We start from the raw sequence: 13,851 nt of genomic DNA, 5'->3' as shown, positions 1-13,851 counted from the left end.
GACAAGGCGTTCAACTGAACGAAATTTACAGCGAGTTGACGACCGCTTGACAATTTCAGGAGGCCGGGAAGGCCTCGGCGAGCGCGGTCGCGGCGTCGCGGGAATTGGCGAGCACGGTCTTGGCCGCGCCGCCGGTGCCGCCGGTGAAGGTGAACAGCGGGCCGTGCGGCAGCAGTCGGCGCAGCAGCAGCCCGCCGGGGCCGTCTGGCGGGGCCCAGCAGTCGGCCGCGGTGGCCGTCCTGGCATCCGGGCCGGGCCAGTCGGCCAGGCCCAGCCGCTCGGCCGCGCAGGCCGCCACCTGGGCGGACAGCTCGGGCAGCGGGGTGATGGCGCCCGGGTCCAGGTCCCAGCGGTCGGTGGGCAGTCCTAGCAGCATCCGGTGCGGGCCGTCCGGGCGGCCGTAGAGGCCGCTGGTCTCGTCCACGAACGCGCCCAACCCGGGCGGGAGTTGACTGGCACTGCCGAGGGTGTACTGGATCTGCTTGGCGCGCAGCCCCTGATCGGGCAGCCCCCAACTCCGCAGCAGCCGCGGCGTCCACGGCCCGGCGGCGACCACCACCGCACGAAACCGCTCGCCGCCGCCCGCTGCGGTGCGCAGCTCGCCGTCGGGCGCGAGCGCCGTCACCGCCTCGGCGCGGACCGTGCCGCCCACCGCCTCGACCGCCGCCAGCAGCCCCGCCCGCAGCCGGGCCGGTGACAGGCAGCCCGCGGCCGGTTCGACCACCGCCAGGGTGCCGGGCGGCAACCCGCGAAAGGCCTTCAGCCCGGCGGCATCCATCAACTCGGCGCACCCAGGCAGTAGTTCAGCGACCAGGTCGAGCACGGGCCGGATCGCCGCCTCGGTGCTGCCGGGCGGCAGCAGATAGCTGGAGCCGAACTCCCGGTAGCCGGCCAGCTCGCGCAGCCCGGCATCGGCACGCAGCTCGGCCAGGCTGAGCGCGGCCGCCCTGGCCGCCATCGGATCGGTCTCGAAGGCCCGTACCAGGCCGCCCGACACCGCCGTGGCATCCCGGGCGACGGTGGCACCGCCGGTCAGCACCGTGACCGGGTGTCCCATCCGGGTCAACCGCCAGGCGAGCACCGCACCGGCCAGGCCGCCACCGATCACCGCGATCCCGCGGTCGTCGCGCAGTTCCATCGGATCAGCCGATCTGCCGGGCGCGGTACTGGAGTTCGAGCGAGAGGTTGTGCCAGATGTCCGAACACTCCTGGGCCAGCTCGGCGACCACCGGCAGCAGGTGCGGTGGGATGTTGTCCAGTTCGCCCTCCGCCTCGCCGACCACCACCAGCCGCCGGTGCAGCCAGACCAGCAGGGCCCGTCCGTGGTCGGTGAAGCGCAGCGAGGGGTCGCGCCGCAGGCTCTCCAGGCCGGCGAACGGCTCAGGCCTGGTCTGCCGGGGCGTGGCCGGCTCGGTGGCGATCCGGCGCATCGCGGCCAGTTCGGCGGTCGGCTCGGCCGTCGCCGCTTCGGGGCGGCCCAGCGGGTCCTCCCCGCGGTCGAGCCGGGCCCGGATGTCGTGCGCGGTGCCGAGCGACACCCCGGCGGCCTGGGCGATCTCGCGCAGCGAGGCGTCCGGGCTGTCCCGGATCACCGCGACGGCACGCCGCCGGCCCTCGCCGCCGTCCACCGGCCGTAACCGCCCGTCGCGGCCCAACCGGCTGCCGCTGCGCGCCCCCTCGCCGATGGCCTGACGGCGGATCACCCCGACCGTGCTGGCCGCCAGCCCGGTGGCGCGGGCCACCGCCCGGTCGGCCAACTCGGGCTGGAGTTCGACGATGCGGCGGGCGGCCGCCTTGCGTTCGGCCAGCGACAGCGGCAGGCCGTGGGCCACATTGGCCTGCACGCCGAGGATGAAGGCCTCGGCCTCGGTGCCGTCGAAGAACTCGACGGTGATGGCGTCCGCGCCCTTGCTGTGGGCGGCGCGCAGCCGGTGCGCGCCGTCGATCACCCGCATGGTGGCGCGGTGCACCAGGATCGGCGGCAGTTCGGCGTCGGTCTCGGCGAGCCGCCGCACGTGCTCCTCGTCCACCCCCTGGAAGCGGGGCGAGTCGCCCGACTGCACTGCGTCGATCGGTATCTGCTCCACAGTTCTCATCCGTGCCCCCGGGCAGCTGTTGTCCCAGAACCGTCACCGGGCGCCATGTCGCGGAGCCCGGAGTTGTACGCATCGGCGCCGGCTGGTCGGCGCCGCGCCGTGCGGGGTGGCCGCACGGCGCCGCCGGAGCCGCGTTGGATAGGAAGGACCCGCCGCAGCGCGGGTCGTCAGACGCCCTCGGTGACCGGCTCGGCCTCGGCCGCCGGCTGCCGGGCGTCGACCACGGGCCGGACCGGCTTCATGCCGAGCGCCCCGAAGACGGTCGAGAAGACCGCGAACACCGCCACCACCGGCCAGACGCCGTGGTGGAGTTGCTGGAAGAGCACACCGCCGATCACCGGCCCGATCGCGGTGCCGGCGTTGAACATCACCTGGAAGCTGCTGATGTAGCGGGCCTTCAGCCGCTCGGGGGCGACGATGGCCGGGTACGCGAAGATGGTGGGGCCGCCCAGGATCTCGCCCAACGTCCAGATCAGGGTGCCGATCAGGATCACCGCCGCACCCAGCGGCAGCCCGTAGCACGCCTCGCCGAGGCCGACCAGCGCGAAGGCGCAGCCCGCGCTGATCTTGATCGGCCAGTTCTGGGTGAACTTGGTCAGCGGCAGCTCGAAGAGGATCACGATGACGCTGTTGGCCGAGACCGCGAGGCTGTACCAGAAGACGTCCACATGCGCGCGGGTGACGTCCAGTGGCAGGGTCGAGAGGTACTGGGTGTAGATGATCGCGTTGGCGAGCGTGGCCAGCAGGAAGAACACGTAGCGGGTATCCCTGAACACCTGCAGATAGCTCTCCTTGGGCGCCTTGACCTCGGTCTTGGCCTTGGCCGCGGCCGGCACCGGCTCGGCGGGCCGCTGCCGCAACTTGCGCGGCAGGGTGGCGAAGGCCATCACGCCGTACGCCAGCGCCACCACCGCCTCGCCCCAGAACAGGATCGCGTAGCCGTGCCCGCCGAGGCGGAACAGCAGGAAGCCGAGCTGCGGGCAGAGCGTGGTGCCCAGGTTGAGCCCGAGCCGCCAGATCCCGAAGATCATCACCTGCCGGTCGGGCGGTGTGAGTTCGGACAGCAGCGCTGAGGACGCGGGCCGGTAGATGGCCTGGAAGAGGCCGACCAGCACCACCGAGGCGACGATCAGCGGGAAGCTGTTGACGTAGTAGACCAGCACCAGCAGCAGCGCCGAGCCGGTCATGCTCAGCACGGTGGCGTTGCGCGCGCCCAGCGCGTTGGCCAGCGCGCCGCCGACCAGGATCCCGAGCACCTGGCCGGCGCCGTAGCCGCCGAGCGCCAGGGTGGCCTGGTCGGCCGAGTAGCCGCGGGAGGTCAGGTAGAGCACCAGGAAGATGCTGAGGAACGCACCCAGCCGGCTGATCACCACGCCGGCCAGGATCGCCTTCACCGCGATCGGTGACTGCACGAAGGTGCTCCACGGCCCGGGGCCGGCGGTCTTCGCCTTCTTGCTCATCGTTCGGCAGGTCTCTCCATCGGTGGGCCCCGCTCAGGCCGGGGTGACGACGAGTGCGGCGCCGGCTGCGTCCAGCGCCCGGTCGCAGGCCTGCCGGGAGTCGGCGGCGACCGTGGCGTAGGCGATCCGGCCCACCAGGGTGCCCTTCGGCGGCGGTGAGAACACCGCGCCGGGAGCGGCGATGGCCACCGCCCGGTCGACCTCGGCGGGCAGCCGCTCCTCGTCGAACCCGATGGCGCCGATGGTGGTGTCGTCCTCGGCGACGTAGAAGAACCGGATCGCGGTGGCCTGCGAGCGGGTGGCCGTGACCTCCGGTGCCAGGCCGCAGGCCACCCGGGCGGCCGCCAGGCCGGGGTCGATCCCGGTGGCCAGCCGGCCGAGGTAGGGGATCAGGTCGCCGCCGAGCCGGCCGTTGGCCTCGATCAGCTTGGGGCCGTCGGCGGTGAGCATGAACTCGCAGTGCGTCCAGCCGTCGGTGAAGCCGAGCGCGGCGTGGATGTCGGTGAGCAGGTCGGCGAAGCCGGAATCGGCGAGCAGCGGGTCGGTGGCCTCGACCCGGTGGCCGATCTCCTCCGCGTAGGGCGGGTAGCCGACCACCTTGCGGCCGATGAACAGCGGGGCGGCCTTGCCGCCCTGCACCACCGAGTCGACGCTGATCTCCTCACCGACCACGCACTCCTCGACCAGGTAGGGCTCCGCGGAGTCGAAGACGATCGGGTCGGGCAGGGTGGCCGCGCTGGTGAAGGCGAAGCCCGCGCTGAGCTGCTCCGGGCCGTCGACCCGGATCACGCCGATGCTGGCGCCGTAGCCGCGCGGCTTGAGGATCACCGGGTAGCCGATCCGGGCGGCGGCCTCCAGCGCCTGCTGCTCGGTGGTCACCGGGATCGAGGCGGGCTGGGGCAGGCCGGCGGCGTCCAGCGCCCGGCGGGTCTGCCCCTTGTCGCGCATCCGCCAGATCGCGGCCGGGTCGCCGTTCGGCAGCTGGAGCGCCTCGGCGATGTGGGAGGCCGCGTGGATCCGGCCCTCGTCCCAGCAGAGGACTCCGTCGAACGGCTGCTCCCGGTGCAGCTCAGCGGCGGTGGCGGCCATCCCGGGGCCGTCATGGGTGTCGGGGACCACCGTCCAACCGCTCAGATGCTCCTGCTCCCAGGTGGGCTCCACGGTGTGGAACAGGTGTATCCGGAACTCCGTGCCGATCGATCGGAGCAGGTACTCGCGGTACGACCGCAGGCCCGTCGCGACCAGGAGAAGAAGTGGCCGCGCCGCCACTTCGGTACCGGTGATCATTTCATCCCTTCCTGGGCTCCCTCATCCCCGCGATCCAGAGAGCGGATCGGGCCGCCGTGAGTGAGTCCCCGCGAATTCGACCCACAAACTACAAGCGACCTGACACAGTGTCGACCATCTTGCCGACACTCATCGGATGCTGAACTCCTTTGTGACGAAGCCGCGTAGCGCTCGCCGGGCCGCTTGTTGACGTACCGTCACCTCTGGTCACCAAGTTGAAACGTCACCTTAAGGACGGAGGTGACGTTCAACCGTCAAGACTGGATAGTCGAACGCCGAGTGACGGCTCGACAGGCTAGACTGGACGCGGGCCAGTCTGTGGAATTGTCCATTTCTCCGCATTGCCCCCGCCGACCTCGCAGGTCACGGGGCGAATTCCGGTTCCACCGGCCATTCACGGAATACCGCGGTTGTCGCCCGGAATTCCTGTACCGCAGTGCAGCAGGGTTTCGGTGCGCAGGGTTTTGACGGGGCATGTCGAAATTGGCCGGCACGATACGTGAGGCCGCCCGACGGAACCCGGTCGCCGCCGTCGGCCCCGAAAAATTTTCTCCCGACCTCGCCGCGCCCGACTGGGATTCATCCACCCCGCACCGGCCCGCGCACGGACATGTTCCGCCGGTCCGCCGCCTGGGCCGAAACACCGCGATCGGGGCCCCGGAGAGCGATTTCACCACCGCCGCGGGCCCCGAGTACGGTCCAGGAAGTGGACAGCCGAGCGCACCCGCCACTCGATCGCGCAGGATCGGCGCTGGGCACCCCGCCGCCCCCGACCCTGCCCTAAGGACCCACCAGTGACCACCGCGCCGTACGCCGCGACCGCCGAGCCCACCGACCCGCTGAGCGGACCGCGGCTCGCCCGCGTCGCCCAGCAGTACGGCACCCCGGCCTGGGTGTACGACGCCGACCGGATCCGCGCCCAGATCGCCCGGCTGCGCAGCTTCGACGTCATCCGGTTCGCCCAGAAGGCCTGCTCCAACACCCACATCCTGCGCCTGATGCGGACCGAGGGCGTGCTGGTGGACGCCGTCTCGCTGGGCGAGATCGAGCGTGCCCTCACCGCCGGCTACCAGGTGCAGGGTGCCGACGAGCCGGTGGTGTTCACCGCCGACCTGCTGGACCGGGCCACCCTGCGCCGGGTGGTCGAGCTGCGCCTGCCGGTCAACGCCGGCTCCCCGCAGATGCTGGAGCAGCTCGGCGCGGCCTCTCCCGGGCACCCGGTCTGGCTGCGGATCAACCCCGGCTTCGGACACGGGCACAGCCGCAAGACCAACACCGGCGGCGAGCAGAGCAAGCACGGCATCTGGCACGAACACCTGGGTCAGAGCCTGGAGTTGGTCGACCGCTACGGCCTGGAGCTGATCGGCCTGCACATGCACATCGGCTCCGGAGTGGACTACGGCCACCTGGAGGCGGTCTGCGAGACCATGGTCAAGCAGGTGCGGCTCAGCGACCGGGACGTGCGGGCGATCTCGGCCGGCGGCGGTCTGACGGTGCCGTACCACCCCGGCCGGCCCGAGGTGGACACCGAGCGGTACTTCCGGCTGTGGGACTCGGCCCGCCAGGAGCTGGTGCGCGAACTCGGCCATCCGGTACGGCTGGAGATCGAGCCGGGCCGGTTCCTGGTGGCCGGCTCCGGGGCGCTGGTCAGCGAGGTGCGAGCGCAGAAGCCGGTCGGCAGCAACCACTTCGTGCTGGTCGACGCCGGCTTCAACGACCTGATGCGACCCGCCATGTACGGCAGCAGCCACCGGGTCTCGGTGCTCGCGCCGGGCGGCGAGGCCCGCACCGAGGCGGTCCGGGACACTGTGCTCGCCGGGCCGCTGTGCGAGTCGGGCGATGTCTTCACCCAGGCCGAGGGGGGCGATGTGGAGCCGATCCCGCTGCCCCGGGCCGAGATCGGCGACCTGGTGGTCTTCCACGACACCGGGGCCTACGGGGCGAGCATGTCCTCCAACTACAACTCCCGCCCGCTGCTGCCCGAGGTCCTGGTCGACGGCGGGCAGGCCAAGCTGATCCGGCGCCGGCAGACCGTCGCGGAACTGCTGGCCCTGGAGACCGAGGTGGCCTGACCGCCAGGGCCGGCGCTGTCGCTCCCCCCGCCGGCGCCGGCCCCGGCGGTCAACCGTCCTGGCGCCGCTGCGCCACCAACTCCGCGACCCCGCCCAGGAACCGCTGCACCACGGCGACCTCGTCCGGCGTGAAGTCCCGCAGCATGCCCACCAGCGCGCCGATCAGCGGGCCGAAGAACGTCTCGCCGAGCACCACCGCCCGCTCCTCCACCACCAGCAGGACCCGCCGCCTGTCCCTGTCGTCCCGGGTGCGGCGGACCAGGCCGAGCCGCTCCAGCCGGTCCAACAGGGCCGTGGTGCCGGCCGAGTTCAGCTTCAGCTGACCGCCCAGCCAGCCGGGGGTGGCCGGGGCGCCGGAGCGGGCCGCGTCCAGCAGGCAGATCAGGGCCCGCAGATCGGTCGGGTGCAGCCCGTTGCGCTGCGCGAACTCCCCGCCCAGCAAGTCGAGTTCCACCGTGACCGCGCGCAGCTGGTGCACCACTGCGAACTCCGGCCCGGCGTTCGGTGTCCGACTCATCTGCTGACCCATCTCCTGCTCTCGGCGATCCAGGGCTATTCTCTCGCTCAGCGAGATACTTGCCCAGCAACATATCTCCCTCAAGGGGGCTACACCATGACCGATCAGCAGCGCCGATGCCAGTCAGCCCAGGAAGCCGTCCTGGAGCGCTGGCGGGTGCCGGTCGAACGGATCGAGCTGGCTTCGGAGTTCGGCACCACCGTGGTCACCGCCTGCGGGCCGCGTGACGGCGAGCCGCTGGTCCTCCAGCACAGCGGCAGCACCACCTCGGCCGTCTGGTTCGCCAACGCCGCCGAACTCGCCCGCACCCGGCGGCTCTACGCGGTGGACCGGATCGGCGAGGCCGGGTTCAGCCGCCCCGGACAGCGGCCGCTGCGCACGGTGGAGGACCTGCACACCTGGCTGGACGGCGTGCTCGACGGCCTGTCGCTGACCGCCCCCGACCTGCTCGCGCACTCCTACGGCGCCGGGATCGCGATGAGTTACGCGCTGAGCCGTCCGCGGCGGGTGCGCCGGATGGCGCTGCTCGACCCCACCCAGGTCTTCGCCGGCTTCCGCATCGGCTATCTGCTGCACGCGCTGCCGATGCTGGCCCGGCCCAGCGCCGCGCGGGCGCAGCGCTTCCTCGCATGGGAGACCGGCGGCCGGGAGCTCGACCCGGCCTGGCTCGAACTCTACGGCCGGGCCGCCGAGTTCCCGCGCGCCAAGTTCGTCATCCCACCCCGCCCCAAGGCGGCGCAGCTGGCGGGCTGCCAGACGCCCACCCTGGTGCTGCTGGCCGCCGAGAGCCGCTGCCACGACGCCCGCGCCGTTCAGGCCGGGGCCGCCCGGCTGCTGCCCGGCGCTCAGACGGTCCTGCTCCCCGGGGTCACCCACCACGGCATGCCGTACCAGCAGGCAGCCGAACTCAACCGGCTGGTCGAGGAGTTCCTGGCCAAGCCGTGACATGACGTGGTATGCCCGGGGCGGGCGCGCTCGCTGCCCGTACGGCCGTGGCCTTGAACTCCTTGCTCTTGGCCGTCCGTTCTGAAGAAGTACAGCCGCCCGCCTGCTGTCGGCCACCGCCGAGGCGACGGCTGACCACTGACGCCGCTACCCTGGGTTGCCATGTACATGGAAAAAGTGACCGAGATCCTGCACGAAGCCGCCGCCACCGCGATCCTGCCGCGCTATCAGGCGCTGGCAGCCGGTGAGATCACCGAGAAGTCCCCCGGCGAACTGGTCACCGTGGCCGACCGGGAGGCGGAGCAGCTGATCACCCGGCGGCTGCGCGAACTGCTGGACGCGCCCGTGGTGGGCGAGGAGGCGACGGCCGCCGACCCCGGGCTGCTGCGGGCGCTGCACGAGGCCCCGGCCGCCTGGGTGGTCGACCCGCTGGACGGCACCGCGAACTTCGTGGCCGGCCGCCCCGAGTACGCGGTGCAGGCGGCACTGGTCCGGGGCGGGCGCACGGTGGCCTGCTGGATCGTCCAGCCCGCGCTCGGCCAGGAGTTCACCGCCGAGCTCGGCGGCGGCGCCTGGAGCTCGGGGGTGCGGCTGCACCGCGAGCCGGCGCCCGCCGAGCCCGAGCAGATCCGCGGCGCCGCGCTGACCAAGTACCTGGATCCGGCGATCCGGGAGCACATCGAGACCGTCCGGTCCCGCTTCGCCCTGGTGGAGAGCGGCGCCAAGGCGGCCGGCGTCGATTACCCGCGCCTGCTCACCGGCGCCGTGGACTTCCTGCGCTACCAGCGCACCCTCCCGTGGGACCACGCCCCCGGCGCCCTGCTCGCCACCGAGGCCGGCGCCGTGGCCCAGCGCCTCGACGGCTCCCCCTACCGCCCCGACGACGACCGCACCGGCCTGCTGGTGGCCGCCGACCGGGCCTGCTGGACCCGGGTCCAGGAGCTGATCACGCCGCCGGTGGCCGGCGCCTGACCCGGTCCTTATTACTGGAGGACCGCTAGCTGGAGGCCGTACTCCGCGAGCCAGCCGCGCAGTTCGCCCGGCTCGACGGTGACCAGGCGGCCGCCGGTGAAACGGGGGTCGGCGGTGACCTCGGCGATGGCACCGGCCGGCGGTCGGAAGGCGCGCGCCTCGGCCTCGCTGTCGAACTCGGCCTCGGCCAGCACCAGCGGGGCCAGCGGGGCGTCGAACACGTCGATGCCCAACGGCGGGACGCTGTAGCGGGTCTTGGCCAGCACGGCACCGGGCAGGGTGGCGAAGACCCGGTACTCGGCGGGCGAGAGGTAGCAGGTGGTGGTCAACCCCCAGTCCGGCTGGTCACCCGGCAGCTTCTGGGTCAGCTTGTACACCGCCTCCCCCGTCTCCAGGTGGACCATCTCGCGCAGCCGCAGCCTGGTGCCGGTGAGGTAGCGGTCGGTGAGCCGGCGGGTGGCCGTCACCGCCCGCCGATCCGGCTCCCCCGCCAGCAGGAACCGCCGCTCCCGCTCGACCCGGGCGTACTTGCCGTCAGCCATGAACCGCTCCCACTGCCAGAGACGTCAACACCGTTGTGTACGTTGGGGATACCTGCGGGTAGGAAGTTCATGTACAAGGCCTTCACAGGGTCCCCAGAAACTTAGGATCCTCACATAAACCTATGATTTCGAATTGATATAGTCTCCCGCCAAGAGTCCAGGGAGGACCTGGCAAAGCCCGCTTGGTGGACACCTATGACGCTTGACGGTAACCGCTCAACCGATGGTCAACCGACCGGCGGCAGCCCGGCGGAAGGCGGCCGCGCCGCCGCTCGCCGCGCTGCCCAGCAGCCCTCGAAGGGCGGACGCGGCCGACGGGCCGCGGGCAACGGCGGTGGCACCGGGAGCGGCACCGGCGGTGCGGCGGCCGGCGGCCGCGCCCGCAGCCGCAAGGCCCCGTTGACCAAGGCCGCCAAGCGCAGGCGGGCGCTGAAGTACACCGCCTACGGGGTCGGCCTCACCCTGCTGGTCTCGGTCGGTGGCGGTTACCTCTACATCCAGGAGCTCAACTCCAACATCAAGAAGGGCAACCTGAACAACGGCGGCTCCGCCCTCGCCCCGGACTCCAAGGCCGACGCGTTCGGCCGCAAGCCGCTGAACATCCTGATGCTGGGTTCCGACGGCCGCAACAGCTCCCAGGACTGCCAGCTCGGCGGCGCCTGCGAGGACAGCGCCCCGCACGCGGACGTGGAGATGCTGGTCCACCTCTCGGCGGACCGCAGCAACGCCTCGATCATGAGCATCCCGCGTGACACCCAGGTGAACATCCCGGACTGCAAGGACAAGAACGGCAAGGTCCTCAAGGCCCGGCACACGATCATCACCGACAGCCTCAACGTCAACGACCCGGGCTGCGTGGTGGACACCTGGGAGCTGCTCACCCAGATCCACATCGACCACTACATGATGGTCGACTTCTCCGGTGTGGTGAGCATGGCCGACGCCATCGGCGGTGTGAACGTGTGCACCAAGGAGAACGTCAAGGACGACCAGATCACGCACGACCCGGACGGCACCGTCCACGAGATCGGCTCCCACCTGGTCCTCCCGGCCGGCACCCGCTCCATCAAGGGCGAGCAGGCCCTGGAGTGGCTGCGCACCCGGCACGCCTTCGGCGACGGCTCCGACATCGGCCGCGCCCAGGCCCAGCACCTCTACATCAACTCGATGATCCGCGAGTTCAAGTCGGCCGGCACCCTGGCCAACCCGGTCAAGCTCAACGACCTGGCCCAGGCCGCCACCAGTGCGCTCACGGTGGACAAGAGCCTCGCCACGGTCAGCGCGCTGACCAGCCTGGCGCTGGAGCTCAACAAGGTCCCGACCAACCGGATCACCACGGTCACCATGCCGTGGCAGTACGTGCCGGACCCGAGGAACCCGAAGAACAACCTGGTGGAGACCTCCCCGGACTCCCAGAAGCTGTTCCAGATGATCGTCAACGACGTGCCGCTCGACAAGAACGCGCCGCCGTCCGCCAACTCCCCCGCTCCGGCCGCGCCCTCCCAGGCCGCGCCGAGCAGCCCCCGGCCGCCGCCGCGCCCTCCGTCGCGGTCGACAAGTCGACCATCCACGTCGAGGTGCAGAACTCCAGCGGAGTCACCGGCCGTGCCAAGGCGATCACCGATGCGCTGGTCCAGCAGGGCTTCACCCGTGCCTCAGCGGACGGCACCAAGGTCGCCAACGCGCCCACCAAGCTGCTCTACCCCGCCAACAAGGCGGACTCGGCCAAGACCGTGGCCGCCGCGCTCGGCCTGCCGGACTCGGCCCTTGAGCAGTCCGGCGAGTCGGGCACCTCGGTGACCCTGCGGGTCGGCACCGACTGGAACAGCGGCGACAGCTTCGGCGCGGCAGGCGGCGGCAGCGCCCCGCAGGCGCCCGTGCCCACCGCCATGCCCACCACCGCCCAGTCGCAGAACGCGGCCGACGACGCCAACCAGTGCATGGACGTCAACCCGGCCCCGTACACCTCGTGGAGGGACGGCCAGACCAACTACATCTACAGCTGGACCGGCCCGAACCCCCGAACGTCCCCCAGCCCTGACCCGTCCTCAGCCCCACGCCGCGGCCCCCGAGCTCCTCAGCCCGGGGGCCGCGCGCACACCCCGCCGTGCACCCCTGACCAGCCGGTACGGATGCCCACGTCCCGGCCGATAGAATGGCTCCATCCTCGGCGATGGCCGCCGACTGCCCGCCCGGCCCGCGCACGAGCCGGGTGGCGCCACCTAGATGAAGGAGCTTCCCCGGATGGCTCGACACCTGATCACCAGCGCGCTTCCCTACATCAACGGGATCAAGCACCTGGGGAACATGGTCGGGTCCATGCTCCCGGCGGATGTCTACTCCCGCTACCTGCGCCAGCGCGGCCACGAGGTGCTCTACATCTGCGCCACCGACGAGCACGGCACCCCGGCGGAGCTCGCCGCCAAGGCGGCCGGCCAGTCGGTCCAGGAGTTCTGCGCCGAGCAGCACGACGCCCAGAAGGCGATCTACGACGGCTTCGCGCTCTCCTTCGACTACTTCGGCCGCTCCTCCTCGCAGCAGAACCGCGAGATCACCCAGGAGTTCGCCCGCGAGCTGAAGGCCAACGGCTTCATCGAGGAGCGCGCGATCCGCCAGGTCTACTCGATCGCCGACGGCCGGTTCCTGCCGGACCGCTACATCGAGGGCACCTGCCCGCACTGCGGCTACGACAAGGCCCGCGGCGACCAGTGCGAGAACTGCACCCGCCTGCTGGACCCGACCGACCTGATCAACCCGCGCTCGGCGGTCAGCGGCTCCACCGAGCTGGAGGTCCGCGAGACCACCCACCTCTTCCTGCTGCAGTCCAAGCTGGCCGGCGAGGTCGAGGCCTGGATCGACGAGAACGGCAAGGACTGGCCGACGCTGGCCTCCTCGATCGCCCGCAAGTGGCTGACCGAGGGCCTCAACGACCGGGCGATCACCCGTGACCTGGACTGGGGCGTACCGCTCCCGGCCGACGTCTGGCCGGAGCTGGCCGCCCAGGGCAAGGTCTTCTACGTCTGGTTCGACGCCCCGATCGAGTACATCGGCGCCACCAAGGAGTGGTCCGACGCCGACCCGGCCAACCGGGACTGGAAGTCCTGGTGGTACGAGACCACCGACGTGCGCTACACCGAGTTCATGGCCAAGGACAACGTCCCGTTCCACACGGTGATGTTCCCGGCCACCCAGCTCGGCACCCGCGCGCCGTGGAAGAAGGTCGACTACGTCAAGGCCTTCAACTGGCTGAACTACTACGGCGGCAAGTTCTCCACCAGCCAGCAGCGCGGCATCTTCACCGACGCCGCCCTGGAGCTGCTGCCCGCCGACTACTGGCGCTACTTCCTGATGGCCAACGCGCCGGAGTCGGACGACACCAGCTTCAGCTGGGAGCTGTTCTCGTCCACGGTCAACAAGGACCTGGCCGACACCCTGGGCAACTTCGTCAACCGGGTGCTCTCCTTCTCGCTGAAGCGGTTCGGCGACACCGTCCCGGCCGGGGACGCGCCGGGCGAGGCCGAGCGGGCGCTGGGCGCCGAGGTCGCCGGCCTGCTCGCCGAGTACGAGGGCCACCTGGACACCCTGCAGTTCCGCAAGGCCGCCCAGGCGCTGCGCGCGCTGTGGAGCGCGGGCAACGTCTACCTGGAGTCCAAGGCCCCCTGGCTGGAGATCAAGACCAACCCGGAGGGCGCCGCGCTGACCCTGCGCACGGCGATGCAGCTGATCCACCTCTACGGCGTGCTGTCGGCCCCGTTCATCCCGGCCAGCGCCGCCGCGATGCGCGCGGTCTTCGCCACCGATGACACCGCCGTCGAGCCCACCTGGGTCAGCCAGGAGCAGGCCGCCGCGCTGGACTTCGTCCCGGCCGGCACCTCGTTCACCGTCCCCCCGGTGCTCTTCGCCAAGATCACCGACGAGGACCTGGCGGCCTGGCGCGAGCGGTTCGGCGCCCAGTAGCCT

General features: G+C 71.5%; 10 protein-coding genes and 2 pseudogenes. 6 read left to right on the top strand and 6 right to left on the bottom strand.

Annotation, left to right across the window (positions count from 1 at the left end; translation table 11 throughout):
- Positions 1 to 55: 55 nt before the first annotated feature.
- The 4 genes from E6W39_RS33970 to E6W39_RS33955 form a co-directional block, all read right to left on the bottom strand.
- Positions 56 to 1,138, bottom strand: a complete 1,083-nt coding sequence (locus tag E6W39_RS33970) for an FAD-dependent oxidoreductase (protein ID WP_141636743.1) — start codon at positions 1,136 to 1,138, stop codon at positions 56 to 58.
- Between the two features lie 4 nt (positions 1,139 to 1,142).
- Positions 1,143 to 2,087 carry a ParB/RepB/Spo0J family partition protein gene (locus E6W39_RS33965; RefSeq protein ID WP_141636742.1) on the bottom strand — a complete coding sequence of 315 codons (945 nt, stop codon included), beginning with the start codon at positions 2,085 to 2,087 and terminating at the stop codon, positions 1,143 to 1,145.
- 176 nt (positions 2,088 to 2,263) lie between these two features.
- The gene (locus E6W39_RS33960; protein ID WP_141636741.1) at positions 2,264 to 3,556 is read right to left on the bottom strand and encodes an MFS transporter; all 1,293 of its coding nucleotides are present in this window, start codon (positions 3,554 to 3,556) and stop codon (positions 2,264 to 2,266) included.
- 33 nt (positions 3,557 to 3,589) lie between these two features.
- A complete protein-coding gene (locus E6W39_RS33955) occupies positions 3,590 to 4,843 on the bottom strand; it encodes an ATP-grasp domain-containing protein (protein ID WP_141636740.1) in 1,254 nt (417 codons plus the stop codon).
- A gap of 794 nt (positions 4,844 to 5,637) precedes the next feature.
- Here E6W39_RS33955 and lysA point away from each other — a divergent pair.
- Complete coding sequence (gene lysA / locus E6W39_RS33950) at positions 5,638 to 6,915, top strand: diaminopimelate decarboxylase (protein ID WP_141636739.1); 1,278 nt, start codon at positions 5,638 to 5,640, stop codon at positions 6,913 to 6,915.
- A 49-nt stretch (positions 6,916 to 6,964) separates the two neighbouring features.
- Here lysA and E6W39_RS33945 read toward each other — a convergent pair whose 3' ends face one another.
- Positions 6,965 to 7,432: a MarR family transcriptional regulator gene (locus E6W39_RS33945; RefSeq protein WP_141636738.1), complete on the bottom strand. Its 468-nt coding sequence runs from the start codon at positions 7,430 to 7,432 to the stop codon at positions 6,965 to 6,967.
- Between the two features lie 96 nt (positions 7,433 to 7,528).
- Between E6W39_RS33945 and E6W39_RS33940 the strand changes: the two genes are divergently transcribed.
- Both E6W39_RS33940 and E6W39_RS33935 read left to right on the top strand, forming a co-directional pair.
- Positions 7,529 to 8,377: an alpha/beta fold hydrolase gene (locus tag E6W39_RS33940; RefSeq protein WP_141636737.1), complete on the top strand. Its 849-nt coding sequence runs from the start codon at positions 7,529 to 7,531 to the stop codon at positions 8,375 to 8,377.
- A gap of 162 nt (positions 8,378 to 8,539) precedes the next feature.
- Positions 8,540 to 9,349 (top strand): inositol monophosphatase family protein, encoded by an 810-nt coding sequence (locus E6W39_RS33935; RefSeq protein ID WP_141636736.1) that lies wholly within the window; start codon positions 8,540 to 8,542, stop codon positions 9,347 to 9,349.
- An 11-nt stretch (positions 9,350 to 9,360) separates the two neighbouring features.
- Here the strand turns inward: E6W39_RS33935 and E6W39_RS33930 are convergent, their stop codons facing one another.
- A complete protein-coding gene (locus tag E6W39_RS33930) occupies positions 9,361 to 9,891 on the bottom strand; it encodes a CYTH domain-containing protein (RefSeq protein ID WP_141636735.1) in 531 nt (176 codons plus the stop codon).
- Positions 9,892 to 10,086: 195 nt separating this feature from the next.
- Here E6W39_RS33930 and E6W39_RS44340 point away from each other — a divergent pair.
- The 3 genes and pseudogenes from E6W39_RS44340 to metG form a co-directional block, all read left to right on the top strand.
- Positions 10,087 to 11,016 (top strand): annotated as a pseudogene (locus E6W39_RS44340) (LCP family protein); the annotation flags it as partial.
- Positions 10,980 to 11,654: pseudogene (locus E6W39_RS44335) on the top strand (LytR C-terminal domain-containing protein); the annotation flags it as partial. The pseudogenes E6W39_RS44340 and E6W39_RS44335, both read left to right, overlap by 37 nt.
- Positions 11,655 to 12,135: 481 nt before the next feature.
- Complete coding sequence (metG, locus tag E6W39_RS33920) at positions 12,136 to 13,848, top strand: methionine--tRNA ligase (RefSeq protein ID WP_141636733.1); 1,713 nt, start codon at positions 12,136 to 12,138, stop codon at positions 13,846 to 13,848.
- The last annotated feature ends 3 nt before the right edge of the window (positions 13,849 to 13,851 follow it).

The organism is Kitasatospora acidiphila, assembly GCF_006636205.1.
Classification (GTDB): domain Bacteria; phylum Actinomycetota; class Actinomycetes; order Streptomycetales; family Streptomycetaceae; genus Kitasatospora; species Kitasatospora acidiphila.
The sequence above is the reverse complement of the archived record's forward strand: the minus strand, read 5'-3'. Positions and strand labels throughout refer to the sequence as shown.